The organism is Acidobacterium sp. S8, from assembly GCF_009765985.1.
Lineage (GTDB): Bacteria > Acidobacteriota > Terriglobia > Terriglobales > Acidobacteriaceae > Alloacidobacterium.
This window is the reverse complement of sequence record NZ_LMUM01000028.1, coordinates 252,682-278,335: the sequence shown is the minus strand read 5'-3', so window position 1 is coordinate 278,335 and position 25,654 is coordinate 252,682. Positions and strand designations below refer to the sequence as shown.

Annotated in this window: 24 protein-coding genes and 1 tRNA gene; 13 read left to right on the top strand and 12 right to left on the bottom strand. The window is 54.9% G+C overall.

Annotated features, from left to right (window positions below):
• Positions 1 to 27: 27 nt before the first annotated feature.
• The gene (locus GSQ86_RS13015) at positions 28 to 660 is read left to right on the top strand and encodes an arylesterase (protein ID WP_158750369.1); all 633 of its coding nucleotides are present in this window, start codon (positions 28 to 30) and stop codon (positions 658 to 660) included.
• Here GSQ86_RS13015 and truB read toward each other — a convergent pair whose 3' ends face one another.
• From truB to GSQ86_RS12990, 5 genes are read right to left on the bottom strand one after another with little or no spacing between them, the layout of a single operon-like run.
• Entirely contained in the window at positions 661 to 1,533 is an 873-nt protein-coding gene (gene truB, locus GSQ86_RS13010; RefSeq protein WP_158750368.1) for a tRNA pseudouridine(55) synthase TruB, read from the bottom strand.
• Positions 1,534 to 1,551: 18 nt separating this feature from the next.
• The gene (gene folE, locus GSQ86_RS13005) at positions 1,552 to 2,166 is read right to left on the bottom strand and encodes a GTP cyclohydrolase I FolE (protein ID WP_158750367.1); all 615 of its coding nucleotides are present in this window, start codon (positions 2,164 to 2,166) and stop codon (positions 1,552 to 1,554) included.
• 29 nt (positions 2,167 to 2,195) lie between these two features.
• Positions 2,196 to 2,606 (bottom strand): 6-carboxytetrahydropterin synthase, encoded by a 411-nt coding sequence (locus GSQ86_RS13000; RefSeq protein WP_158750366.1) that lies wholly within the window; start codon positions 2,604 to 2,606, stop codon positions 2,196 to 2,198.
• Entirely contained in the window at positions 2,603 to 3,013 is a 411-nt protein-coding gene (locus tag GSQ86_RS12995; protein ID WP_158750365.1) for a 6-carboxytetrahydropterin synthase, read from the bottom strand. Before GSQ86_RS12995 ends, GSQ86_RS13000 begins: the two co-directional genes overlap by 4 nt.
• Before the next feature lie 34 nt (positions 3,014 to 3,047).
• Positions 3,048 to 4,091, bottom strand: a complete 1,044-nt coding sequence (locus GSQ86_RS12990; protein ID WP_254062352.1) for a glycosyltransferase family 2 protein — start codon at positions 4,089 to 4,091, stop codon at positions 3,048 to 3,050.
• A 31-nt stretch (positions 4,092 to 4,122) separates the two neighbouring features.
• Between GSQ86_RS12990 and GSQ86_RS12985 the strand changes: the two genes are divergently transcribed.
• The 4 genes from GSQ86_RS12985 to GSQ86_RS12970 all read left to right on the top strand — a co-directional run bounded on the left by GSQ86_RS12985 (position 4,123) and on the right by GSQ86_RS12970 (position 6,726).
• Complete coding sequence (locus tag GSQ86_RS12985) at positions 4,123 to 4,653, top strand: TlpA disulfide reductase family protein (RefSeq protein WP_305782160.1); 531 nt, start codon at positions 4,123 to 4,125, stop codon at positions 4,651 to 4,653.
• 104 nt (positions 4,654 to 4,757) lie between these two features.
• The gene (locus GSQ86_RS12980; protein WP_158750363.1) at positions 4,758 to 5,033 is read left to right on the top strand and encodes a hypothetical protein; all 276 of its coding nucleotides are present in this window, start codon (positions 4,758 to 4,760) and stop codon (positions 5,031 to 5,033) included.
• 61 nt (positions 5,034 to 5,094) lie between these two features.
• Entirely contained in the window at positions 5,095 to 6,531 is a 1,437-nt protein-coding gene (locus GSQ86_RS12975) for a glycosyl hydrolase family 79 C-terminal domain-containing protein (protein WP_158750362.1), read from the top strand.
• Between the two features lie 118 nt (positions 6,532 to 6,649).
• Positions 6,650 to 6,726 (top strand) — tRNA-Arg (locus GSQ86_RS12970).
• A gap of 72 nt (positions 6,727 to 6,798) precedes the next feature.
• Here the strand turns inward: GSQ86_RS12970 and GSQ86_RS12965 are convergent.
• Both GSQ86_RS12965 and GSQ86_RS12960 read right to left on the bottom strand, forming a co-directional pair.
• Positions 6,799 to 7,854, bottom strand: coding sequence for a site-specific integrase (locus GSQ86_RS12965; protein WP_158750361.1), 1,056 nt, complete (start codon positions 7,852 to 7,854; stop codon positions 6,799 to 6,801).
• Entirely contained in the window at positions 7,835 to 8,164 is a 330-nt protein-coding gene (locus tag GSQ86_RS12960; RefSeq protein ID WP_216841134.1) for an AlpA family transcriptional regulator, read from the bottom strand. Before GSQ86_RS12960 ends, GSQ86_RS12965 begins: the two co-directional genes overlap by 20 nt.
• Before the next feature lie 144 nt (positions 8,165 to 8,308).
• On the opposite strand from GSQ86_RS12960, the gene GSQ86_RS12955 reads away from it, so the two are divergent.
• Positions 8,309 to 8,782 carry a hypothetical protein gene (locus tag GSQ86_RS12955; protein WP_158750360.1) on the top strand — a complete coding sequence of 158 codons (474 nt, stop codon included), beginning with the start codon at positions 8,309 to 8,311 and terminating at the stop codon, positions 8,780 to 8,782.
• Between the two features lie 112 nt (positions 8,783 to 8,894).
• Here the strand turns inward: GSQ86_RS12955 and GSQ86_RS12950 are convergent, their stop codons facing one another.
• The gene (locus tag GSQ86_RS12950; protein WP_158750359.1) at positions 8,895 to 9,848 is read right to left on the bottom strand and encodes an ankyrin repeat domain-containing protein; all 954 of its coding nucleotides are present in this window, start codon (positions 9,846 to 9,848) and stop codon (positions 8,895 to 8,897) included.
• A gap of 820 nt (positions 9,849 to 10,668) precedes the next feature.
• On the opposite strand from GSQ86_RS12950, the gene GSQ86_RS12945 reads away from it, so the two are divergent.
• From GSQ86_RS12945 to GSQ86_RS12935, 3 genes are all read left to right on the top strand, one after another.
• Positions 10,669 to 12,123: an alpha-L-fucosidase gene (locus GSQ86_RS12945; protein WP_158750358.1), complete on the top strand. Its 1,455-nt coding sequence runs from the start codon at positions 10,669 to 10,671 to the stop codon at positions 12,121 to 12,123.
• A gap of 299 nt (positions 12,124 to 12,422) precedes the next feature.
• The gene (locus GSQ86_RS12940; RefSeq protein ID WP_158750357.1) at positions 12,423 to 13,589 is read left to right on the top strand and encodes an NAD(P)/FAD-dependent oxidoreductase; all 1,167 of its coding nucleotides are present in this window, start codon (positions 12,423 to 12,425) and stop codon (positions 13,587 to 13,589) included.
• Positions 13,590 to 13,967: 378 nt separating this feature from the next.
• The gene (locus tag GSQ86_RS12935; protein WP_158750356.1) at positions 13,968 to 15,482 is read left to right on the top strand and encodes a glycoside hydrolase family 32 protein; all 1,515 of its coding nucleotides are present in this window, start codon (positions 13,968 to 13,970) and stop codon (positions 15,480 to 15,482) included.
• A 174-nt stretch (positions 15,483 to 15,656) separates the two neighbouring features.
• Here the strand turns inward: GSQ86_RS12935 and GSQ86_RS12930 are convergent, their stop codons facing one another.
• The 3 genes from GSQ86_RS12930 to GSQ86_RS12920 form a co-directional block, all read right to left on the bottom strand.
• A complete protein-coding gene (locus tag GSQ86_RS12930; RefSeq protein ID WP_158750355.1) occupies positions 15,657 to 16,682 on the bottom strand; it encodes a sugar phosphate isomerase/epimerase in 1,026 nt (341 codons plus the stop codon).
• 968 nt (positions 16,683 to 17,650) lie between these two features.
• Complete coding sequence (locus GSQ86_RS12925; RefSeq protein ID WP_158750354.1) at positions 17,651 to 18,673, bottom strand: hypothetical protein; 1,023 nt, start codon at positions 18,671 to 18,673, stop codon at positions 17,651 to 17,653.
• 828 nt (positions 18,674 to 19,501) lie between these two features.
• A complete protein-coding gene (locus GSQ86_RS12920) occupies positions 19,502 to 21,121 on the bottom strand; it encodes a tol-pal system YbgF family protein (protein ID WP_158750353.1) in 1,620 nt (539 codons plus the stop codon).
• Positions 21,122 to 21,261: 140 nt separating this feature from the next.
• Between GSQ86_RS12920 and GSQ86_RS12915 the strand changes: the two genes are divergently transcribed.
• The 4 genes from GSQ86_RS12915 to GSQ86_RS12900 all read left to right on the top strand — a co-directional run bounded on the left by GSQ86_RS12915 (position 21,262) and on the right by GSQ86_RS12900 (position 24,402).
• Positions 21,262 to 21,612 carry a PadR family transcriptional regulator gene (locus GSQ86_RS12915; protein ID WP_371720653.1) on the top strand — a complete coding sequence of 117 codons (351 nt, stop codon included), beginning with the start codon at positions 21,262 to 21,264 and terminating at the stop codon, positions 21,610 to 21,612.
• On the top strand, positions 21,609 to 22,340 hold the full coding sequence (locus GSQ86_RS12910) for a hypothetical protein (protein ID WP_158750352.1): 732 nt from the start codon (positions 21,609 to 21,611) through the stop codon (positions 22,338 to 22,340). Before GSQ86_RS12915 ends, GSQ86_RS12910 begins: the two co-directional genes overlap by 4 nt.
• The gene (locus tag GSQ86_RS12905) at positions 22,337 to 23,398 is read left to right on the top strand and encodes an alpha/beta hydrolase-fold protein (RefSeq protein ID WP_158750351.1); all 1,062 of its coding nucleotides are present in this window, start codon (positions 22,337 to 22,339) and stop codon (positions 23,396 to 23,398) included. The genes GSQ86_RS12910 and GSQ86_RS12905 overlap by 4 nt, the downstream gene beginning before the upstream one ends.
• Before the next feature lie 728 nt (positions 23,399 to 24,126).
• Positions 24,127 to 24,402, top strand: a complete 276-nt coding sequence (locus GSQ86_RS12900) for a hypothetical protein (RefSeq protein ID WP_158750350.1) — start codon at positions 24,127 to 24,129, stop codon at positions 24,400 to 24,402.
• 76 nt (positions 24,403 to 24,478) lie between these two features.
• On the opposite strand, the gene GSQ86_RS12895 is transcribed toward GSQ86_RS12900, so the two are convergent.
• Positions 24,479 to 25,537 carry an energy transducer TonB gene (locus tag GSQ86_RS12895; protein ID WP_254062351.1) on the bottom strand — a complete coding sequence of 353 codons (1,059 nt, stop codon included), beginning with the start codon at positions 25,535 to 25,537 and terminating at the stop codon, positions 24,479 to 24,481.
• Between the last annotated feature and the right edge of the window lie 117 nt (positions 25,538 to 25,654).

Below are 25,654 nucleotides of genomic sequence, written 5' to 3'. Positions count from 1 at the left end.
CTCCCATCCTCTGGCTACAATGTCTATGTGACGCGTCGACACGGCCTGCTGCTTCTATTTACGTTTCTTCTTGCAACCACGTTCCCACTCGCGGGGTACGCTTCCGCAAATCCCCCGGTCATTGTCTGCTTTGGCGATTCGCTGACGGCTGGCCACGGTGTTGAAGCTGCCGCCGCCTATCCAAGCTATCTGCAGCAGCTACTCACCCATCACGGCTATTCCTATCACGTTGTCAATGCAGGAATCGACGGCAATACATCCAAAGACGGCACCGACCGCCTAAAAGACGTGCTCGCGCTACATCCCCAGATTGTGATCGTGGAATTTGGAGGAAATGACGGATTAAGAGGATTGCCGCTCACGTCTACGCAGCAGAATATGGATCAGATTATTTCCACCCTGCTGAAAGCCAGAATCGCGGTCGCCCTCGCCGGAATTACGCTGCCCCCGAATTATGGCCCCGACTACATCCAACAGTTCAACGGCATATACAGCGACCTCGCCAGAAAATATCACCTGCCGCTTCTTCCCTTCCTCCTCAAAAACGTCTACGGCACGCCCGGCTCCATGCAGGAAGACGGCATTCATGCGACGGTCAAAGGCAATCAGCAGGTAGCCGCAAATGTCTTCGAGCTGATTCGCCCTCTCCTCAAAAAATAACTATGCCATCACCACAACCGGCTGGAAGAGAGTCCCGGCAATGCGCTTGGCGATTGCGACCAGGGTTTGCTGGTCCTCGAAGACTTTAACCAGCGGCGCGGAACCAAACTCCGGCAGGTTCACCGCCGCCCCATTTCGTAAGCGGCCCATGGAAAACTTGTCCGCTGTCACGCACGGCAACTCGGCCAGCAATGTGCGTGGATGCGGCATTTTTTGGCTCAACATTTCGGCTGTATTCGCCTCAATCTCCGCTAAAGGAATCGCATTCTCCAGCGCAAACGGTCCCGCGGCCACACGCCGCAAGCTTGCCAGATGTGCGCCGCATCCGAGTTCAATACCGAGTTCATGAGCCACACTTCGAACATAGCCGCCAGCGGAAACCGTCATCAGGAATGAAGCGGTATTGTCAGCAAGCGATGTAATCTCAAATTTTCTGATATGGATTCGCGCCGGCTTCAGCAGTGGAGTTTCGCCTGCACGCGCCAGTTGATACGCCCTTTTACCGCCGGTTTTCTTGGCGGAAAATGCAGGCGGCATCTGCTCGATTTCTCCATAGAACTTTGCCGCAGCGGCACGCACCTGTTCCAGCATGAGAGGAATCTGCACCACCTCGCCCGTCGGCTTGCCCTCTGCGTCATAGGTGTCTGTGGCGAATCCAAAACGGATGGTGCCGGTATAAGTCTTCTCAAGCGAGCCGAAGTACTGCGCCAGTCGCGTGTATTTTCCGAGCAACAGCGGCAGTACGCCGGTTGCCATCGGATCAAGAGTGCCCAGGTGCCCGATGGAAGACTCCCCCATCGCCCGTCTCACCCGTGAAACGACGTCATGCGATGTCATGCCGCCTGGTTTATCAACAATCAGAAGCCCATTCACTCTGAATACTATAGTTGCTCAGAATCCCGTTTGAGCGCGCTCGCGCACTAATGAAAGAAATTCCGCCCGTGTATTCTGCTTCTGAAAAACTCCAACCATCGCCGACGTTACGGTCGACGAATTCTGCTTCTCCACACCGCGCATCATCATGCACAGATGCCTTGCCTCAACCACCACGCCGACGCCCTGCGGCTGGATCGCATCCTGAATCGCATCGGCGATCTGGCGCGTCAAACGCTCCTGCACTTGCAGCCTGCGGGCGAACACCTCCACCAGCCGTGGAATCTTGCTCAAGCCTATAACCTTGCCATTCGGAATATACGCGACATGCACCTTGCCGAAAAACGGCAGCATGTGGTGCTCGCAAAGCGAAAACATCTCGATATCCTTGACGATCACCATCTCGTCGTAATCCACATCGAAGAGCGCGCCCTGCAGAATCTCTGTCGGATTTTCGTGGTAGCCTTTGGTCAAAAAAGTCAGCGACTTTTCGACACGCTCCGGAGTCCGCTCCAGGCCGTCCCGTGTCGGGTCTTCGTCAAAGCGGCGAATAATCTCGCGGTAAATGTCCTGCGTGGAAATATTTTCCAGCCCTGTCGTCAAAGCCTTGCGTACAATCGCCGGTCTCGCCATCTTCGTTCTCTTTTCTATTCCGTTCATCGTCAGCGCTTACTCACCGGGTACTCGAATGAGTTATTGCTCGTTTCCTCTATGCGTACCCTCACCAGCTCTGCCTTATTAAAGTCCGCAAGAAGTTCGTATATCTCCATACATAGATTCTCCGTGGTCGGCACTTGATGCTGAAAGAGTGGATCGAGGTTCAGGTTCATGTGGTCAAATCGTTCGATCACGTTTTTCTGCACACACGTATCCAGTTCCACCAGATCGCACACCATTCCGGTTTCCGCACCTACCTGGCCGCCCACGGTCACTTCAATGGTGTAGTTATGCCCGTGCCCATACGGGTTGTTGCACTTGCCATATATATCGCGGTTCTGTTCTTCGCTGAATGTATCGGTATGCAGCCGATGCGAAGCGCTCAGGCGGTATCTGCGCGAAAAGTACGCCCTCATGGCTCACCATAATAGTCCGCGAAAAGATCCGGCATCTCGTATACGCGTACGCGGTGCAGCTTCGCTCCGGGAATTTTTCCTTCGAGCCGCTTCCATATGGCGATCGCGATGTTTTCGGTAGTCGGAATCATCTTGGCGAACTCAGGCACTTCCAGGTTGAGATGGCGATGGTCATACACGCCCACCACTTCCCGCTCCATGACGTCCTTAAGCTCCTTCAGGTCCACGACAAAGCCAGATGTCCCGTTCACCTCGCCGGCGACCGTTACTTCGAGCGTGTAATTGTGCCCGTGGCCATTCTTGTTCGCACACTTGCCAAAAACACGCACATTCTCTTCCGCAGACCACGCTTCGTTCCAGTAATAATGCGAAGCGGAAAACTCAGCTTTTCTCGTCAATAAGATCATTGTTTCCAGTGTCGCAGACGCATCCTGCCGCCTCTCAGCGGCCTCCGCCTGCGTATTCACGTCCCTTCCAGACTACGCGCTTCGTCACCGTGTGGTCGAACCAGCTCTTCCACAGCAACCACACGAACAAAGGAAGGCCAAAGATACTCAGTAAACAATCCGCCACAGAAAAATTGGATTGCACCACCCTGCGATAGAAACGCCACAGCGTTCGTGCCCAGATCAGCAGAATCACCAGCCGCGCCGTAATCCACGGCGTGCTTAAGCTGAGTGGACCCGCAAAATACCACGCCAGAACAGGCAGTCCAACGAGCAGCGCAATATCCAGCATCTTCCATGCGGCAGTAATCAGCGTATTGCCGAAGAGCAGCGCAAGATTCTTCGTCCATCCCTCGCACATTTGTCCGAAGCTGCGATACATGCGCACACTCAGCGCATCCGGCGCGTACCGGAAGCGCAGTCCCAGCTTGCGCCGCTTGATAAGGTAGGCCAAATCCACATCCTCAAGCATCGATTGCGCAACGGCCTCGTGACCGCCAATCTGCAGATAAGCATCACGCCGCACCAGCAGGAATTGCCCGTTCGCAGCGGCCAGCCGCGATTCGGGATCAGACACCTTTGCCGGAGGATAGGCCAGCGCCAGTTCACTGAAGACCAGGGGCATGAGCGCGCGCTGCCAGAATCCAGTCACAATCTGTCGCGGTGAATAAGAGAGCATGGCGACCTTGTGCTTCTCCGCCTCATGGATCGCGCGGCGCAAATCACCCGGTTCATGCACCGTGTCCGCATCGGAGAAAAGCAGCCATTCCCCGCGAGACTGTTTTGCCGCAGCCCACGCCGCATTTGCTTTACCCGTCCAGCCTTTTGGCGGCGCTCCAGGATCGATCACCGTGACCGCGTCGAAGCTTCGTGCGATCTCCCGCGTCCGGTCGGTTGAGCCATCGTCTGATACCAGCAGTTCCCAATCGAGCCCAAGCTCCCACCCTTCTTCCGATTGCGAGACCAGAGATTGCAGGCAGGCTCCCAGGCAGTCCTCTTCATTCCTCGCAGGTACAACGACAGTCAGGTTCAAGTCCACTCCCACACCGTATTATAGAAATGTGCGTGGCTTGCGAACGATTTCAACCCTGGCAACTGGTGCTTTCACACGGATTTTGCGTACGATCGCGGAAGCCGCAGCCATTTCTTCCCTCCTGATGACCGCCGGTTGCGATCGCGGATCGCTGCCCGCACAGGTCGCAAAGCAGGCACCCGCTTTCACCATCGTCGACGGCTCAAAGACCGTCCGCCTCAGCGACTATCGCGGCAAGATCGTAGTGCTCAATTTTTGGGCCTCCTGGTGTGCGCCTTGCCTCGAAGAACTTCCCTCGCTGATTGCGCTTCAAAAGCAGATGCCTCAACTTGTCGTGCTCGCCGTTGATTTCGACGACGATGTCTCTGCCTATCATCAATTCCTCATCGATAATCACGTCGACCTGCTGACCATTCACGACGAATCACAGAGAAGCAACCTGGCCTTCGGCACCACTCGTCCACCTGAAACCTACATCATCGACGGCGAAGGCAAGATTCGCCGAAAGTTCATCGGGCCCCAGGACTGGACCAGCCCCGAGATCACGAACTATCTCAAAAACATCTGAGTGGTTCCACTTTCAGGTTTGTCAACCCGGGCGAATCGAAGTCTCTCGTCTTCTCTCCCGCAACAGACTCGCTAGCCGACAGACGACTTGCTATCATTAGCCATATGACCACCGTAGAAGTTCTCTTCCGCTACGAGCAGCACCCGACTGAAACCGCTATGTTCGCCCTCGGAAATATGAGCGAGGTGTACGGCATCCGCAGCATTCAGCTCAAGGAAGAGTGGCAGACGATTCGCATTGAATACGACGCAACGCGCCTCAACAAGGCAATCGTAGGCCAATTGTTGCGCCGCGCAGGCATCAATATCACGGAAGAGCTTCCGCTCATTCCACCGCAGCCCGTTGCAGGAACAGAAGCCGTACCAGCACCAGCCAAGTAATCAGGTATACGGGCAGTGGCAGGGATATGTAAGACTGGCTCCGCTCCGGAATCTTTCCTATATGCACCGCAGAACATTTCTCACCGGGCTGGCATCCGCAACCGCCTGCACAGTCTCACAAAAAGCATTCGGCACACTCTCGCCAGCAACCTTGAGCGGGAACAATACAATCCCCATTCACTTCGATCCCGCAAAGACACTCGGTAGCGTTTCCGCAAACTTCGTCGGCCTCGGCTACGAAATCTCCTCAGTATCCGCGCCCGGACTTCTGAGTGCTGCAAATCGTAGCTATGTCCAGTTCGTACGCACGCTTGGAGCGAATGGAGTTATCCGCATCGGCGGAAATACCTCTGACTATTCCTCTTTCGATCCGCACGGCCAGCCCATCTCATCCCCCAAAGCGTCCGTTGTCACCGAAGCGAATCTCGAGGAACTGGGCACATTTCTGAAAGTAACCGGCTGGCAGCTGATCTGGGGCCTGAATCTCGGCAAAGGAAGCGAGCAGGAGGCTGTAGATGAAGCGAAAACTGTATCGGCCACCGCCGGGGACAGCCTTCTTGCGTTTGAAATCGGCAATGAGCCTGATCTCTTTTCGCATGAGGGTCATCGCCCGCAGGGCTACAGCTATGAAAACTATCTTGCCGACTTCCGCCGCTATAAACAGGCTGTCCGTGCCAGCCTGCCCCACGCGTCCTTCGCTGGCCCCGACGCCGCAGGCCACACGGATTGGGTCACTCGTTTCGCACAGGACGAAGGCAGCGATCTAAAGTTGTTGACGCACCACTATTACCGCGAGGGGCAGAACCCTTTCAGCACGCTTGACAAACTTCTCAATCCAGATCTACATCTCGAAACGCTCCTCGAAAAGCTGAAACAGGCTTCCCTCGCCTCTCATCTCCCTTATCGAATCTGCGAAACAAATTCGTTTTCCGGTGGAGGCCGCCCCGGTGTCAGCGATACCTTCGGCGCAGCTCTCTGGGTGTTGGATTACATGTTCACTCTCGCTTCAGCCGGAGCCGCCGGCGTCAACCTGGAAACCGGAATCAACCAGCTGAATTTCATCAGCTCATACTCCCCGATTGGCGATAACGGGCATGGCATCTATACAGCCAGCCCACCCTATTACGGCATGCTGGCATTCGCGCAAGCTGCTAAAGGACAACTCGCAGCGCTTAAATATGAGACGTCCGGCGTCAATTTCCGGGCGTATGCAACTGTTGCCTCATCCGGACGCAGCACGGTCACGATCATCAACAAAGATCACTCGCAAGACACCCATATTCTCCTCACCACTTCAACGCCATTTCGCAGAGCCCGAGTGCTGCGGCTCACCGCACCGTCGCTCGAAAGCAAAGACAGCATTCAATTGGGAAATGCCAGCGTCTCTCCCGACGGAACCTGGCGCTCCGCATCCGAAGAAATCGCAAAATTTGATCATCAGGGATGGTCCGTGCCGGTTCCAGCCGGCAGCGCCGCCGTGGTGCAATTTGAGAGCTGAATTTCAGCATTTTCTTCAAGGGAAACGCAGCAGAAAAGAATCGACGGTATCAAGCTCTATCGTTGCGAAACTTCGCAGAAGTTGATATCTTTAAATGAGTTCGCAGTCCTTGCGTTGTGCGCCCATAGCTCAGTTGGATAGAGCGATTGACTACGAATCAATAGGTCGGAGGTTCGAATCCTTCTGGGCGCACCATAATAATCAACAATTTACGGACAGTTAAGAATCGAGTCAAAGTCACACTATGACGCAAAACGTGACGTAGATTCAATTCACTACCTCTGCTGCCCTTCCCTCATTCCTTTGATTGACCACATCAGCGACGTTCTTCAGTGCTGGATGCAGGTACTTCTGCGTCGTTGTGACGCTTTCATGTCCCAATACATCCATTACCAATTTGAGGTTCCCCGTTCGGTCTAGGAGGTCTGTAGCGAAGCTGTGCCGTGCGGAGTATAGAACTAGCTCTTTGGGAAGCCCTGCGTCCTTCCTAGCCTTCCTGAAGGGCTTTTCAATGGCGGTGTGGGTAATGTGCCCAGTCTTGCATTTCTTGTTTCTGGACGGAAAAACCCATTCCGACTTTGCATGCTGAGCACGCACACGCAGAGCATTGCGTACGCGGTCGCTCAGAGGTACATGGCGGGTAGACTTCCTCGTCTTCCCTTCCCGCACGAAAATCAGTGACTTGTTCCAAAGAATGTCATCCCAGCGAAGGCTAATGACCTCATCTGGACGCATCCCTGAGTCGTGGCAGACCAAGAAAACGTCTTTAAGGGGCTGCGGAGCCAGTTTAAGCAGTGTTTCTTCAGACTTGGCGTCCCATACCGCTGTGCGTTGGTTTTCCTTACGCAGTTTGATACGGGGTGCGGCCTGAAGAATGCCGTACTCGTGTGCCAAAGAGAGCATACGGCGCAGGGTACGGAGGGCGCAGTTCTGGTTAGAACCTGTCCCCTTCAATTCCAAGGTATCCGCTACCGAAGTCGTAATACTGTCCAATCGCAGGTCTGCGACGGGCATTGACTTCAGCATCCTCCATCCAGCTTGGTAATAGAGCTTTGATTGTTGAGCCAAGGAGCTCGCCCCTACAAAGGGCAAAAAGCGATCTTCGGCAAACTGACGCAGTCCCGTCATCTGTCCCTTACGAACAGGTGATTCGTTGCGTTGTGCCTGCCTCAGAAATTCCGCTGCCACTTCCCCAGCCTTTGCCTTGGTGGTTTGTTTAGTTGACTTCCTGAACCGCTTGCCATTTACGGTGAAATCAGCAGTCCAGGTATTTGCTATCTTCGCGCTTGTACAAGTCCATGCTTTATCCCTCGAATGCGGCACGCACAGAGGGAACTTGGCGACATTGAGCGATGAACTGCTCTATGTCAAAGGCAGAATGTCGTACCGGAGACTTTTTGCCAGCACCCATTTTAACGAAGTCTGGTCCGATGCCACGACAGCGCCAACTACGAAGGGTCGCCGGGCTGACGCCAAGCTGTTCGGCGGCCTGTTGGTCGTTGAGCAGGGGTTCAGCCGCTGCGCAAATGGATTCAATCACACCCGAAATGGGCGTGGCATATATTTCGATTTCTTCCAATGTTGCCTCCCTCAAATGAAATGAAAAAGCGCCAGCCGAAGCCAGCCCTGACATGGCGAGATCATTATAGCGAACAAAAGGCGAAATAATTTAACTGCTAAATACTTGCTATGGAGCAACGACCGAAAGGGAAATTCATGGGAATCTGGAAGCTACTCTTTAAGCCAAGTAGCCCGGGCCAAACTCTATACGATTGCCGTGAAAGGCTCCAATGGCTTTGTCTGCATTGTCGAGCGATCATGGGCTAACACGACCGATGATCCACAGTTCTGGAATCCCAAAGTACGCGCTCCTCATTGCTTCAATCCACCCGCTGCAAGGACTTTTCTGCCCTTCTTTCTGATGAAGAGCAAACTTGTGCTGGCAGGAAAATCGAAGGCGGAGATCGCAGCGGCCATCGCGTCGGCGCTGGATAAGAAGGATCTGCCGCCGCTTGCGCCTGAGACGATGGTCTATATGATGTCGAAGCAGCAGTATCTAAACGATGACGGCAAGAGTTGGCATCCACATGTAATGTTTTATGCTTCGGGTGATGCTGAGAAAAGCTGGGGAGCTAATCTGCCTGGCTCGCCGGTTATGGCGGCATATGATCCTGAACAACGGGTGACGACTTTCTTCGTTTTGACCAGCGAATGGTCTGACGGAACGCCGGGACCGCCCATGTCGCACTGACCCGCAATTCACTTAGAGTTGCTCATTGCACGGTCAAATAACGAGAAACGGGCATGTATTGAGCAAACGATAGCTAGCTACGTGCCCGTTTCTCGTTACCTATGAACAGCGCTCATGTTGAACGATTCAAGAGGTCAGTGGTTCGGTTTGCCGAACCGGGAAACCTTCGAGCGTAATCAAGGACCGTTCCCTGAAACACCTCTTCCGGATGCTCGTAGTGTCCCGGTAGTTGGCAGCGGACTGTCAGGTCCGCTCCTCGTGAGAGCAGGAGACGTACTACATCAATTCCGAAATCGTGACCCTGTGTCGCGGCGTGAAAGATCGGGGTCTGGCCTCCAAATCCATGGAGGTCGGTGGCAGCATGTGCATTGATATCTGCTCCCGCTTCGAGTAATTGCTTCGCGATTCCAACTTGGCCGAACTCCGCAGCTACGTGCAACAGCGTCGCGCCTTTGAGCGTAAGCATTCGACCGGCGGTGGTGCCGATGTTCAGCGATGGATAACGTCTCTCGATAACGGAAAGATCTTTGCCCATGAGCATGTCGATCTCTGTGGAGTCACCGCTAATCGTGGCAATGACACCCGGCTCATCATATTGCGATGAGCCACCAGCATTTCGTATCAGATTGATTGATTGGACCAACGCGTCTTTGTCGCGGACATATGTTCCCAGCACAAAATCAAGTGCAGTCCCAGGATGAGACCTTCCCTTTGACTGCCACTCCGAAACTTCGCCACAATCGGGATCTGCACCATGCTGCAACAGCCAGTCGAGAGCGATTGGATCCAGCGTCTCGCAGGGCGCGAAGACCACAGGGTAGACCCCATGCCAAGCGGCGTTCACATCGGCCCCGTGTCTGACAAGCAATTCCATCATGGACGTTCGCGCACCATTGAGGCTTGCCCGCATGAGAGGCGCATCGCCTCCTTCGTGAATGTCGGAGCCGTTGTTGATAAGCCACTCTGCTATATCCAGCCGAGCTTTGGAAGGCTCGCTTGTTCCGCGACATTCAGCCGCCCAGGTCAGCGGTCCATCTCCGCAATAGCCGATTGGTGCATGTTTCAATTCGGGGTGTTTCCGCAAGGAGTTGCCAAACCTCAGCCAGGTTATCTAAATTGATTGCCTGTTTCAGGTTTTCCGCGAATGGTAGGCAGAGCACGTGATCTCTCAGCTTTGGCCAGCTTGGGAACCCATAGTGTCGGGCGACCTGAAAGAGCGCCATCGCTAGAGACGGTGCATCACCGTTTGCCAAGCGATCTTTTGCCTGGTCCTTAAGATGACGAAGGTTTGGCTTCGATGGAAGATGAGACGCGGAGGGACGTTGTTCGGACATGCGAACTCCTTTCGGTAAGCGCCCGGTGTCCGCTTCGCAGGCAGAAAGAAGTTTCGCCAAATTGTGAACAGCAAAGGTGGGCTTCTACCCTGTCCGCGAACCGGATGCGTCCTTCACGCTGCTCAAATGCTATTCCAGATCCTGGCTGACTTTCAAGCGCTTTGGGGCCTCGATCACTCCCGATAAGCCGGCTTATCTTTACCAACGCGGATTGTTGGAGAGAAGCGTGTTTGTATGAGCAGGTCATCGATGTCAATGGCCTTTCCTCATCAGAGTCTTTTTGCCATTGTGTTCGCATTTGCTGCTGCTCTCCGCCCGGGTTTGTATTCGGACTCTGATGAGCTGATCGTCATATGAGCTCGGTGCCGGTTCGTGTTTCAGAGGAGAGTCGATGCTACTATTTATCGCTCGGCCTCGGCACGCACGTCGACTTCTGATACGGCTATAGAGGAAGGACCATTCAATCCATCGCGGCTCCAACTGAGCTCGCTTAGTAAGATTTCTTATACGGAACCTGAGGACAGGTCAAAGTAGTCAAGAGAAGGAATCACAATGCAGCGGAGAGAATTCTGCAAGCTAATAGGACTATCGGCAGCTGTGACTGCGGTCGGTGCGGCGGGGGCAACGGAGAAGAGCGACTCATATGTGCCCGTGACTGATTCACTTGTCCTGCGCAAGCTTGATCAGTGGCAGGATTGGAAGTTCGGTTTCATGATGCACTGGGGGCCATATAGTCAGTGGGGCGTGGTCGAATCGTGGTCCATCTGTTCTGAAGATTGGATCAAACGGCCGGCAGGTCTCAGCTACGTGGAATACAAAGAAAAATACCAGGCATTGCCGACGACCTTCAACCCGATCGGGTTTGATCCCGACATCTGGGCCGGCGTCGCCAAAGATGCTGGCATGAAATACGTTGTATTCACGACCAAGCACCACGACGGCTTTTCGATGTTCGATACCAGGCAAACCGACTACCGCATCACCGCGGCTGACGTTCCATTTCACACAAATCCGCGCGCAAACATCGCCAATGAAGTCTTTGCCGCTTTCCGCAAGCAATCCTTCGGAATCGGCGCATATTTCTCCAAACCTGACTGGCGTAATCCGGATTATTGGGCGCCCGAATGGGCCACCCCTGACCGGAATGTCAACTACGACACGCGCAAGTACCCTGAGCGCTGGCGGAAGTTTGTCGAGTTCGTGCATCGACAGGTCGGGGAACTGACCTCCGAGTACGGACCGCTTGATATTCTCTGGCTGGACGGCGGTTGGGTGAATGCGAAGACGCATCCGGATGCGATCGTCGGCGGTGGCGAAGTGCCATGGCCGCAGGACATTGACATGCCGGAGCTGGCTGCGCTCGCGCGCAGGAATCAACCCGGTCTAGTCGTCGTCGACCGCGCAGTCGGGGGCCCCTACGAAAATTACCGTACGCCTGAGCAGCAGATACCGGATACACCGCTGCCGTATCCCTGGGAAACCTGCATGACTCTCGGTAATTCGTGGTCGTACGCGCCCAATGATCACTACAAGTCTGCGCGCCAGATTGTGCACATGCTCGTAGACGTCGTTGCCAAAGGCGGCAACTATTTGCTCAACGTTGGCCCTGATCCGAACGGTGAATTGCCGACTGCGGCGGTTGCGCGACTCGCCGAAATCGGCGCGTGGATGAAGATCAACGATGAGGCCATCTATGCGACGCGTCCAGTCGCGCCATATCGCGACGGCAAGCTGTGTTTCACCCGTGCCAAGGACGGCGCCATCTATGCAATTTATCTCCTCGACGAAGGCGAGGCAGTTCCCGAAATGATCGGATTGAAAGATATTTTGCCGGCGGCAGGGACGACAATACGTCTGCTTGGAAGCGACATCGATCTCAAATGGCAGCGTGATGGTGCGGGTGTGCGGGTCGCTCTTCCAGAATCAGTGCGCAACCAGGCTGCGAACAATTACGCAGTCAGCCTGCGTATTCCGTCATATCGCCGGAAAGGACACAGTCAGGCATAACGAAGCTGAAATAGACAAATCTCCTTCCCAAGCCTCCAGATCTCTATGGTTGAGTTCGCGTCCACCAACCAATTTTGGAGGCGTAGTAGTTATCAATGGCCGCCAAATCGCCCAATGCGCTTTACGGCGGGGCGATAGAAGGCCGATCTCATGATCAGCTTCCCGTCGGATACAACTTAGTAATTGAATTCCGAGTCTAGTGCTGACGCAGGTCATCATATCGGTTGAGCCGAAATGCATCTTAGGGATTGTGGCGGTTGCTGCGGCTCTCAATCGGATTGAAGGATCAGGAAGTAAGTATGAGCGCCACTAACGGAAAGAAGATCGCCATCGTCGGCGGGGGACCAGGCGGGCTCACACTGGCACGACTACTGCAGCAAAGCGGTGCGCAGGTGTCAGTGTACGAGCGTGACCAGAGCCGCAGTGCGCGGGTCCAGGGCAGCGCATTGGATCTCCACGAAGACTCCGGACTGGCGGCGCTGGAAGCCGCTGGCCTGATGGAAGCGTTCTGGGCCAACCATCGACCGGATCTCGATAGCCTTCGTCTTACCGATGCCAATGGGACGGTCCTACACGATCATGTCCGCCGAATGTCCGGGCCGGGGAAGCGTCCTGAGATCGAACGTGGTCCGTTGCGCGACCTTCTGCTCGACTCGCTTCAGCCCGGCACCGTGCAGTGGGATTGCAAACTGGAGTATTCAGAGTTTCAGGGCGAGCAGGTCTTGTTACGTTTTGCGAACGGACAGACCTCAGTGGCTGATATTGCAGTTGGCGGCGACGGCGCAACCTCTCGCATGCGTGAGCTGGTCACTCCTGTTCGGCCGGAGTATGTCGGAGTTTCGCTCGTAGAGGGCCTCGTTCCTGCGGCAAAGCACGCAATACCTGAGTTGTGGAGCCTTCTCCGAGGCTCGGCGTTGATCGCTTTGGGAGGCGAACGGACGATCGGCATGGGAACTAAGCCAGACGGGAGTGTGCTGCTGTACGCGGGATTGAAGACCGATGATCCCGCGGTTAGGCAGAGCCTTGAAGAGGCAATCGGTCCGGAGCAGCGAGTGAGATGGTTCCGCGCCAACTTCAAAGGGTGGAGTGACCTATGGGAACCGCTCTTCAGGGAGGCGGTCTCGATGGTCTGGCGTCCGCTCCTTGTTTGCCCCACGGATCAGCATTGGGAGCCGAAGCCAAACGTTACGCTGATTGGGGATGCAGCGCACGTAATGCCGCCCTACGCAGGCGAAGGCGTGAACATGGCGATGCTCGACGCACTGGTCCTGTCAAGGTTTCTCCTCAGCGAAGACACGCTTGGTGATGCAATCGCCGCGTACGAGACGGAGATGTTCTCCCGCATGCGATCCATGACGGCGGACACAATGGTGAACACGGAGATGTTCTATGCGCCGGATGCCTGCGAGCGCGTTGTGGCTCTATTCCGCAGCTTCGGTAGAGCAGAGGCAGTTCCGCCCGTCTAGCCGATATTTCCACCTTCGTCAGGCTTGCTTGAGCGCTATTTAGATTTCGATTCCGTCCGGTCGGAGGGCCACTTCCGCCAGGTGGGATCTACGAGATGGACTAATGTTTCTTCATAGGTCATTGTGGATGTCGGGGTATCTGGAAGAATCTAGGCTGGAGGGCGTTCCGTGTTTTTGAGCCGCATCATTTTCAATTTGAATGAGCAGGATCTGAGGTATTTCGTTGGTGGGTCACTTCGACTTCCAATCCATCTCCGCTGCGGATTTCTCGCAACTCTTTTTTTGTTAGCCTCCTCGTTTCTGTACTCTCAAAGCAGAATTATTCCCATATCGAAACGCTATCTGAATATCCCCGTGGCGGCCTCAAGTGAGATGCACGTGTTTCAGATCCGAGTCAACGGACTTCAAAAGCGAGAGTTTCCCGCACAATTGGCGGAACTTTCACCGGACTACTGGATATTTATTGACGTCAGTGAATTCAAAGGACAGACCATCACGCTGTCAGGTGAGTCTTCACAGGCCGCCCTCGACCGTATCTATCAGTCTGACAAGATCCAGGGTGCCGATTCTCTCTACAAAGAACGCAATCGTCCTCAATTCCACTTCACGGTCAAGCGGGGTTGGAGCAACGACGTAAACGGCCCGATTTTCTACAAGGGCCGATACCATCTGTTCTGGCAGGCATTTCCGTTCGGCGTTACTTGGAACACCGGCTTCATGTATTGGGGACATGCTGTCAGCAAAGACCTGGTCCACTGGCAGGAATTAGCTCCCGCGCTCATGCTTGACCGGCTCGGTTCACCGTGGTCGGGTTCCAGTTTTGTCGATCGCAACAACGATGGTGGATGGGGAAAAGATGCGCTGGTGTTGGTCTACACGGCCTTCGATCGCAGTTCTAAGAAACAGGTGCAGTGTATTGCTTACAGTACAGACAATGGAGTCACCTTCACTCGCTATGCCGGCAATCCGGTTCTGGACAGCAATGCTGAGGTAGGCTCGAATGATACGAGGGATCCCAAGGTCTTTTGGTACGAGCCAGGCAGGCATTGGGTAATGGTCCTGTTTGAGAAAGATGGGCTGTCCTTCTACACCTCGACAGACCTTAAGGCGTGGAGTCGAAAGAGCCATTTCAAGGGACTGTATGAATGTCCCGATTTTTTCCAGCTGCCTGTCGATGGAGATATCCATCACACCAAATGGATTCTCCATGGCGGCTCGTCGAGGTATTTCATCGGCAGCTTCGATGGCGAATCATTCAAGCCCGAATCTCCGGAGCTTCGTTATGCAGAGGGAGTAAACGCGCACGGGGACGATGTTCTCTATGCGGCGCAATCCTTCGTCGAGATGCCCGATGACAGGAGAGTGCAAATGGCGTGGGGAAGAATCAAACCGGACGGTATGCCGTTCAGCCAGATGATACTGTTTCCCACGGAATTCAAGCTGGTGACCACTCGGGAGGGTCTCCGCATGCGCGCCACGCCGGTTGCGGAAATTGAAAAGCTCCGTCAAAACCCGCAGAAGTGGTCTTCCTTGAATGCTGTCGGAGCAGATAAGGAGCTGAGCAAGGCCGGATCAGAGCCTCTCGATGTGAAGCTTCACGTGACTCTCGAAAAGGACGACATCCTGTCCATTCTGGATGACGGAAAGACAATTGCTTCAATCCATTCCGCAGATTTTGAAAATCGCGGAGGTTCGATTGAGATCTTGATCGATAAAGGCATCGCTGAAATCTTCGTTGATGACGGAGCGCGCTACATCACAGCGGAAATACCCGCACATAGCAGCGGCCACGGCCTGGAGCTGGGCCTAAGGGACGATGCGAGTATGATCGATAGCCTCGAGATCTGCAAAATGAAATCGATGTGGGCTACTCATTCTTCGAGTCGGCAATGAAAGTTTCGATTTGATTCAACCTCAATGGCGACATCATGAAGGCAATACACTTACCGAAGATGGCTCAGAGGATAATCTAAAGGAAATACTTTAAGATCGAGGTGGGCAAATAACCGCCGAAGCCTCAGTAACGACTCACCAAACAGAACAAGTCCCCTGTCGGGCGCACTGTAGTTACACCAGCCGTCCCGGCAGATACTGTCCCAGAAAACGCCGCGCCAGGATGAATCCGTCCTTGCGTTGCTGCGGGAAGTCGGGAAGGTTGCCGCTTTGCGGCACATCCCAGAACTGATCCTCGTGCTCCACCGCGATGCCGCCGTTGAACTGGATTTGCAGCAGCACCGTGAGGAACTCCGGCCAGTTCACAATTCCCTGTCCGGGGATGCGGTAACGCCACCATCCATGCCCGGAAATGCCCACCTGCTGTAGCACCGGCTGTATGATCTCGGTATCCTTGGCATGCACGGCGAGAATGCGATCTTTGAACTGCCACGCCCCGCTGATCGGATCAATGTACTGCCGCACGAAATGCGAAGGATCGAATTCCAGCCCCAGCCGCTTGCTCGGCACGAGGTTGAAGACGGCCAGCATCGCCGCCGGAGTGCTGGCGAAATTGGCCCCGTTTGGGTAGTTCTCCCATCCCATCGCCACGTCAAGTTTTTCGCAAACGGGCAGGTATTTTTCGTTGAAGACATCGGCGAAGGCTTTGGCCTGATCCTCCATGCTGGCGCCTGGCATCCCGCCGCTGAAGGTTCCAACAAACTTGCAGCCCAGGCGATGGCAGAATTCCAAGGCGCGAACAAACTCGGCATTCGCAGTCGCGCGCTTGCCTGCATCGGGGTCCGTGTGGTTGGGACCGAAATATTCAATGCTGACAATGCGAATGCCTGCATTGCGCGCCACGGTCAGAATGTGATCGATGGCGCTGTCGCTTAGATCCGGGTTGAAGTCCGGACCCAGCGTCACCACCACGCCTTCGTAACCGGCTTGCGCTGCAAAGGCGAGCTTGTCCGGCGAATACGGGGTGATGATGGAGAGCTTGGGATAGGGCGTATCCGCTGGCACGGCCGTCTGCCCTGCATGCTCCTGCGCCGTCTGTGCCGTCGCAGTCTTTGCTCCCGCGATGCCCAGCGCCGCCGCGGATGTGCCGCCTACCTTCAAGAAATCGCGCCGATTCCAAAACGAGCCTTCGCTCCCCATATCCTTCGTCTCCTATATTCGATGCAATCCTTCGATCGGGTCACTTGCCTTGCAGAATTATATAGAGCACGTCGAACGATGCGGACAGCAACGAACGAGGCCCCTTTTGGCAAAAATTCGTTAAAGGTCACAGTTGGCGACAATCCGCTCCGAATGTGCGAGCAACGCTACGACGATACTGCGCGCGCATGACCGACTCTGCCGTCGACGGCGAAGACATCGTTCAGGACGCACTGATCGCTCCGGGGGAAGCTGCGCAATCCTCGTAATGGTCTTTGACCGGCAGACACTGGAAGAAAAAACATCGGCGCCGGAATCTTCGCCACGGTGCGTCCTCGGCGGAACGGGACTGAAGAGCTACCTTGGGACGCTCTCCGCTGGTGATCTGGTTGTTCTGGCAACCAACTACAGTGTCAACGCCGCGGAATACCTGCCAGATCGGAAGACGCGTGTCGACAAAGGTCGGGTGCCCTGGTTGACGCGCCACTTATGCGTACTCTCAGCCGCCGCTCACTTCTTTTTAATGCTACGAGAAGCCCGAGTATAGCAATCATTCCGGGATTACGGGCATGCGGGGGCAGCTAGTGTTTTCGCAATCGTATTGTGCAGGTATCAGAATAGCCAGAGCACCTCACCGAATTGTGATCGCAGACATGGTCGAGAACCTAATCCATAAAGCGATCCACAAAGGACTATCGGGCTTCGGTATTTTAAGTGTTCTGGAGCGAGTAGTAAGTCATAGAAAGACTTCAAAAACGTAAACTGCATGACAGAGATCTTCAGCTGCACAACAGGATAGGTACTGAGAAACGCGCCAGTGATCCTGCTTCTGAATAGCCCGCTCATCATTTCTTAGCGGGACGCGCAACGACTTGCGCACTTTACTTCTTTTGACAGAAGCCCCTGAAGTCGACCGGGGAAAGCCGGTTGCCCGCTCTCAACTCTCGAGTGCCGGACATTCCTCCCCTCTACCACATTGTCAGCTTCACGTTATCGACCCATTCATGAATTGGAGCGCCGGTGGAATCCTGGTCCAGTTGGTACTGGATGCCAACCATATCCGGCCAGGAGGTATAGTTGATCGTCCAGGTCTGGTTGAATCCGTAGGGTTGACCATCGACGACCAGCGTGTCGTAGCGATACTGCGTGGGGCTCACGCGCTCAACGTACCACTGGATGTGGTGCCAGGTATTCGGCGCCCAGCGCGGACAAGAGATTCCATTAAGGATCCAACGATTGCCCGCGCTATCCCAGGTAGACCAGTAGCCGTCGCCAAAGTCGCACTGGCTGCCGATCATGAACTCTTTCCCGCCAAGCACCTGCCAGAGATCGAATTCCGAGGACCAGAAGGATGCGGAGGTGGAGTCGTGGTATACCCAGAAGTCCCACAAAAAGTGGGAATTGGAACTGGTACCGAGCATCGTATCGATAAACAGCACGTTGGTCCAGGGCAACCCGTCGACGTACATCTCAAGGCTGCTTCCGCTCTTCGAAGGCTGGTTTTGAAACGGGGCCATCCAGTAGTTGGCGCTGTTGGTCGTGCCATGCGCGCAGACGCTGCAGGCCTTCCAGTCGACGGTGTTGTTCTGCATCTCCTGCAACACCTCAGCGGTTTCAGGGGGAGTGGGCAGGACGGTACTGCTCGGAGGCGGCGGCCCGACCTGGAGCAGCAACGTACCGGACGTGTTGTAGTCGCCCTGGCCGTCCCACGCGCGCGCGTAAAGAAGGTGCCGCCCATTCGTCAGGTTGATTTTCTGAGAGACTGTATTCGAAACGATATTCGTCTGATAAACGATGCGATCATCGAGGTAGATGATCCACCCGGTAACGGGGCCGTACGCGATTGCAGTCACCTGGACCTGGTTTGGGTTCTGACCTGGATTTGGGCTCTGCAACCAAACGCCGGTTATCTGTCCGGACGCTACCCGAGACAATGCCATCAGACAAGTGAGCAACATATAGATAAGAAGAGGAGTCCTGCGAGAGTTCATGTGGGTCACCATCCGGGGAGAAATGCGTTGGCTTGCACGTGGCGGAGCCAAGGTTCGAAACCTGGATCGTGCTGCAAAAGTGCATAACCGGGCGCGTGGCAGCCCGTCCAGGCTCCGCTTGGGCAGGGATAGCGAAGGAACGTCGGGCTGGATGGCGTGTCGCCGCGTATCGTGGGATCCGTAGGAGAACTACGATCTTGAGAGCAGCACCAGTGAGAGTTGTGTCGCGCTACGGTGTAAAGGGCATCGCACACGTCATTAGGATCGGAACTCTCGAACCGCTGCTCCAACGCTGCACGCTTTCTCGGACCGATTTCAAAGTACTTAGTCTTGCGGACGAGATACTATCACGGCTAAGGGGCCGCACGTTCGCACATTTTGTTGCAGGTAATCGTCCAAGCAAGCCAACACTCCGTCTTGCCAAACCCGCGCCTTGTCTTGTGCATTTGCCGCTGGCAGAGCAGCTAGAGTCAGAATCAGAACGAAGAGGCTCGAACGCGGTTGAAGAGTTGATCTCATGTGCGTCTCCACTGGATGCCGATGATGATGCCAGAGATGTTCTGTCTTGGGAGTGTTGCGGGCTACCCGTCAATAACTCATCGGTAAATGGGCGCTGCGAACCGTGGGCCACATTGAACTGGGATGGGAAATTGCCAGCATGCCGATACTCTGGAATGGGGCGTGTGTCCGGCCCAGGAAGCAGGATCGGTCATGGGAAACGCGATTGCGTTGACTAATGGATTGACGATGAGAAGCCGACTTGCAGTTACCAAATCGGCCTTAATGAGGCACTTGTCGATTTGCAATGATTTGAACTTCCAGCGAGATCTATTCGCGCCGGATTTCGGCAGATGCCTCGGCCAGTTCGGGTCGTCCCGGCTGGTCCGCGCGCTTTGCGACGGTAAGCAATTCTTGAAAATAGAGACTGGCCTTCTCGCGATCACCAGCCTGCTTTGCTGCTTCAGCCGCCCCATACAGGGACCAATAGCGATTGGGCTCTTTCCTCAACGAGGCTTGGAACTCTCTCAATGCATCGGAAGGCTGTTTGAGTTGCAGCAGAATCTCTCCGAGCATCTCTCGCGCCGGCTTCAGTGGTCCGGGAGTTACCGAGGCTGTTTCGGTCTTGTCTTCCAATTCTACGGCTAAGCGCATTCCAGCGAGCGCGTCGGCCTGGTGTCCTTCCGCGAAAAGGAGCATGGATGCAAGCTCCTGGCGTTGTATATCGATCTGATTGGCCCAGTAGTCTTCTTTCATTTGGGCAAGCTTATCCCGTATCTGCTCAAGGAAATAAATTGCCTGCTGCACACCAGGACCGTCCTTCAAGTGAGCGGCTCCCAGACCTCGGGTGAAATAGGTAATTGCGTCAGCATATGGAAACGGACTGGGGAGCGGCTCAAGCTTAACCGCATCGGCCCAGGCTTGGCGCTCCAGGCAATAACGCGCCGGAATAGCTGCATGCGCGAAGTAGGCAGCAGAGGCAGGAGCTGCTCCGGTTACATGAGAGGGATCGAACGTGATGAACGTCTGAGCCGATAACTCCACCAACCGTTTTGCAGCCTCGTCCTGCGCGGTTTGCAGATAGGCATAGACCATGTAGTCGCTCGCGTGCAGTACGTCCGCAGGCTGGTCTGCGGCTCGTGCAGCCGCCGTAGAGGAAATATTGGTGTCGATCGAAGATTGCCAGTCGCCAATGCGAGTGAAGGTATGAGATGGCATGTGCAAGGCATGTGGCGTCGAAGGCGCAATCTCTCCATAGCGCCGCGCAGCCTCTGCCGCTCGCGGCGCTAATGCCGGTTCGTCGTAGGCATGGATGATGTAATGGGCTAGTCCCGGATGATTGGGATACTTGACAAAAAGGTTCTCGAGAAGCCCTCCAGCCTTGAGTTGCTTCGCGTAAGTTTTGTCGGAAGGGTCTGCGGAGGATGCAAGCGCCAGCGCATAGAAGATGGTTGCTTCGATGTCATCCGGATAAGCAGCACTTACCGTGGCCATTGCATGTTCATACGCGAGAAGACGGCTGGGCTGGTCGATATGATTGCTGTCGACGTATAGGTGTGCAACTGCGTCGAGATAGGCCCGCTCCCGCTGAGTATGTGCGGCGATAGCGCGCCCCTGTTCAACAGCCTGCAGTCCTTGGCCTAGCTGGGCTGGAGATTTGAAGCCTGCAAAAGGGTTTCCCCAGCTACTGAGTGCAATGCCCCAATCGGCAATCGCACACTGTGGATCGGCTGCTAGAACAGAGTGGAATCCCTGGATGGCGTCCCCAAATTGGAAGGAGTGCATCAGAGCCACCGCTCGATTGAATTGCGATTGCACCGACGGACTGCAGGATGTACGGAAAGTGACGCTGCCAAGAGTCTCCATAGAAGCATGGTCATGAGTTTGAGAGGTAAGCGGTGGCAATGCCGCTGTCCAGGAGCACAGCATCGCGGCAATCAGGATCTTCATACTTCCTAAACTCCTCTTCGCAAGTATTTGGCTCTCTTTGACGCCCAAGACACGACCTTAGACATCGCCTTTGAACTCTGGGTTAGAAACAGCCAGGTATTCATGGATGAAAGCGATGGATAGACATGTGCAGCTGATTAATATCACAATGTAGTTCTTATTATGCTTGGAGAATTCGAATACTCATTCTTACCGTCGCCGCCACGCTCGATGAAGGCGCCTACGGCGCTGCCATCCGCGGGCAGATCGAGCAGAAGACCGGATGTCGATGCTCCATCGGAGCACTTTACACCACCATTGAACGGCTGGAAGCCAAGGGCCTGCTCGAAACATGGATGGGCGATGCCACACCGCAACGCGGAGGCCGCGCCAAACGTATGGTGCGCCTCACCCCCAAAGGCGCCCACGCCGCAAAAGAATTCTACGAAGCCATTACAAAGATCAGCGTCGGGGCCTCCTGGGCCTCGCATCGCCCCGGAGCTAAAGCATGAATCGTGTCATTGTCGACTTCATCGCGCTTCTGCTCCCACCCCCCGACCGCGAAGCCGTCATCGGCGACCTTGCTGAATCTGGCGCATCCCTCGCATCTTCGCTTTTCGCAATCCTCGGCTTCGTCCTCCGGCGTCAATTCCTCTGCTGGCTCTCGTGGCGGCCATGGTTTGCGGCTATTGCTCTCGCATACACCACAACGTGGTTGCTCATGGGCAATTCTGTAGAAGTCAACACAAACGCGCTGAAATGGTATTGGGGACCAGCTTCCTGGCATTATGCACCCTATCGCCTGACCGATTTCACGCTGTCTCTTCTGCGGCTCTTTGCGGCTGCATGGTCTGCTGGGTTTGCTGCCGCTCGAATTTCACGCAGAACGCTCTGGGGCAGCATGCTGTTACTTCTTGGCCCCTCCATTCACTGCTTCAAATTGTTCCACGTAGAGACTCACTTCGATCATCACATCATTCAGCTTTCGCCATTCGCCCTGTTTCTTTATCTGCCGATGATGATTTTCGGCATATGCGCGGGACTGCATAACCTGCGCCCACGTCCTTGGCTGACGCTTCTGTTGATCATTCCCTACTGCGTGCAATTGATTTCTATGATGAAAATCCAGAACGGGCCAAATTTTGTCTTGTGGACCCTCATCCTGCTCTGGCCATGCTGGTATCTCGTATGGCTTACACTTCCCTCGACCCACCGTACCAAGAAAGCCTGCTCGCTATGATTCGCGCCCCTCGTTTATTTGCCCTCGCTTTCGCTTTCCACTTTCTCGTCTCCGCTTCGTCCTTCGCCGCAGACTCCGGCACTCTCGTCGACCGGGAAATTCACTCCGACAATCTCGCCCACAATCTCATCGGCGTCGATCCCACGCGCAAGCTCACCATCTATCTGCCGCCCGGTTACAACACTTCCGCGCAGCGTTACCCGGTCATCTACTTTTTGCCGAACCCATTCGGCGGTCATCGCAATATCTTCGATCAGCACCACGCCGCCGAGTTCTTCGACCGCGCCATCGCCGCCAATCAGATCGGCAAATTCATTCTCGTTTCCGTAGACATGCGGACACGCTTCGGTAGCACCTGGTACGTCAACTCGCCCGTCACCGGCAATTGGCAGGACTTTTACATCCGCGACCTCGTCCCCTACATCGATGCCAACTTCCGCACTCTCGCTACACGCAACTCGCGCGGCCTCCTCGGCGATTATATCGGCGGCTACGGCGCACTTCGCTTCGGCATGGCGTATCCCAACATATTCAGCGTCGTCTACGCCATGCATCCCGTCGGCACCGGTTCCGGCGTGCAAATGCTCGTTTCACGCCCCAACTGGTCCACCATCGCTAATGCAAAATCGCTCAACGACCTGAACAGCGACGGCTTCACTCCCATCTTCGCCAGCATGTTTCAGGCGCACCTGCCCGACCCCGCCAATGCGCCGCTCTATTTCGATCCGCCCGCGCATCTCATCAACGGCAAGCCCGTCATCGACTCCGCACAGATGGCACGTCTGCGCGACAATCTCTTCATCGAATCGCTCATCCCCAAATACGCCGACAATCTCAAGTCCCTCCGCGCTCTCAAAATCGACTGGCCCCGCAGCGACGGCATCTGGGACCACGTCTATGCCAACGAGGCGCTCACCTATAAGCTCAATGAGTTCGGCATCGTCCATGAAGCCGAAGAATTTAACGGCACATGGGGTGGCGATCCCTACTGGGATGGTTCAGACAACCGCGTTTATAACGAAGTCCTTCCCTTCTTCCGCAACCATCTCGACTTCTAAAACTTTCCGCGCAAAGAAAAATCCTTAATAGGATCCCGGGCATCCTCATGAATTCCCCGAGCGTATTCGAGGATTTCCGATCTAAGCATCACTGCCTGTGCGATAAGCTCCGCGATGTTCTCGCGAAGAGCCTCGATCCACGCATGCCTGAAATCAGATACTTTGCTTTCTTTCGATAGAACTAATCCCAACAAGGAGAATGCGCCAGCTACTAATGCGACAAGCAACGCTGAAGATGAACTGGCGATAGTCTTGCTAAGCTCAATTAGCCACGATGGCTCTAGCTTTTCTCAACTGCCCGAGCACTTCTGCTGAACACCCGTGTGTACATCTCGTAGACCATCTCTCCCTCTATCGCCTCACACGTCGGAAATCACAGGGATTCCACTTGCTTGTCGCGCGCCAACACGATACCACCGATAAGGCAGGCATCAAGATATACCAGCCCTCGATTGATTCGCGGTATGTTGCGGTGTGGATCGAGCAATTGGACAGGATAGCGAAGAGAAAGCAAATGCCTAAATATGCTTTAGAAAATGGAAATTTGTTTCTTGGCCACATTTATGTCGAAGCAACGTCTGTCTCTTCGTCCGCGCCTGATGCGTCAGATTTTCTTACCGACTTGCAAAAAGTTCTCTTTCGCTCATAGAGCGCCCGACGAAGTCCTTTGTTTTCAACCCGCAACTTTGGCATTTCCGCTGCATTATCCACAGGCAGGAGCGATGGATATGCCGAAACCAGTAGTGACAATCGAGAACTGGAGTGTCGTGGAGGATGTCAGCTCCTGCAGCTTTCAGCAGTTGCATCAGGGCAACCGCCTCACCGGTTATGTCGTAGGACACGCGCATCTCCCTAATACGAAGCTTGTCTACACGTCCGTCATCGTGAGCGTCGACCTCACTCAACGTCTGGTCGAGACTCTGAACACGATGTACCTGCTGGGCGAGCCTAGCGCCGAATATGAAACTTGGGAGCGCAAAGGAAGGGCCTCAGCCGCCGCGTAACGTATCGCCGCCCTGAACTTGGGCACAGAGAAAAGGCAACCGCAAAGCGGTTGCCTTTTCATCTTGGCTCACGAAATTAGTAGATGCGGAAGTTGACCTCGATATTCACTTCCACTGGTACCGGATGTCCCTGATACATGGCTGGACGGAATTTATACTGCCGGACAGCTTCCACGGCCTTTTCATCCAGTCCCATACCCAGCGGACGAATCACGTGCACATGCTGCGGATTACCCTGCGCATCCACGATCACTGACACGACGCAAATTCCCTGGTACTTGGCACGTCGTGCCTCGTCGGAGAACTCCGGATCAGGCGCAAATATCACCTGCGGAGCAGAAACGCCGCCGCCCGGATGATAGATGCCGCCGCCAGTGCCGCCGCCCGAACCGGGACCGATACCACCGCCAGTGCCAGAGCCAAGCCCTCCGCCAGAACCGGTACCGAAGCCCGATCCTGAACCGGACCCTTGCGAGGCCAAGGCCACTTGTGAAGACTGCGGAATACCGAGATTCGGCATATTCGCATCTGGCATTTTGACGTTTGGCATAACCACCGTCGCCGGAACCGGCAATTTCGGATTATCGATCAATAGCTTCTGTGGGGGAGTGATCTGCTGCTTGTCAAACTTAGGCAGTTTGCCCTTGGAAGCCTCAACCAGTTCATGGTTGCCGCCGCCGCCGCCGCCGCCCATAACACTCGCCTGTTTTGGAGACATCGGCACAAATGGTGAAACATCGACTGGCGTCACCTGCGCCTTCTTGTCAACGGGCCGTGTATGAATGCGAGCTTCGATGATGGCCAGGATAATCAGACCGATGACGACAACGTGCGCCCCGATCGAATACGCACTCGATTTGGCGCTGCGATCCGACTTCAGCAGAACGTCGGTCTCGATCGGCTTCGACGTCAGTTCGAGAGGCGGAAGCTTTTTTGGGAAAAACGCGTCCTGAACATTCGCCCAGAGCGATTTCCAAATCGATTCTTCTACCAGCGTTTCTACAAGGTCACTGTCTAGGTCTGGCTGAGAGGTCAACTGAAGCGGGGGCTGCTTCGAAGAAGAGAAGGCATCGCGCAAATTGGAGATGAGCGATGACCAAATGGAACCGTCGGTTTCGACGAGGAGGTCGGGCATATCCTCTTGCGACCGATTTTTTCCTGGTTCCAGATCCGGAGGTGTCAAAAGCTGATTGCCCATATCACTTCAACCGGGCAGATGAATTGCGATCCACCCGTGTATCTCTCCATTATG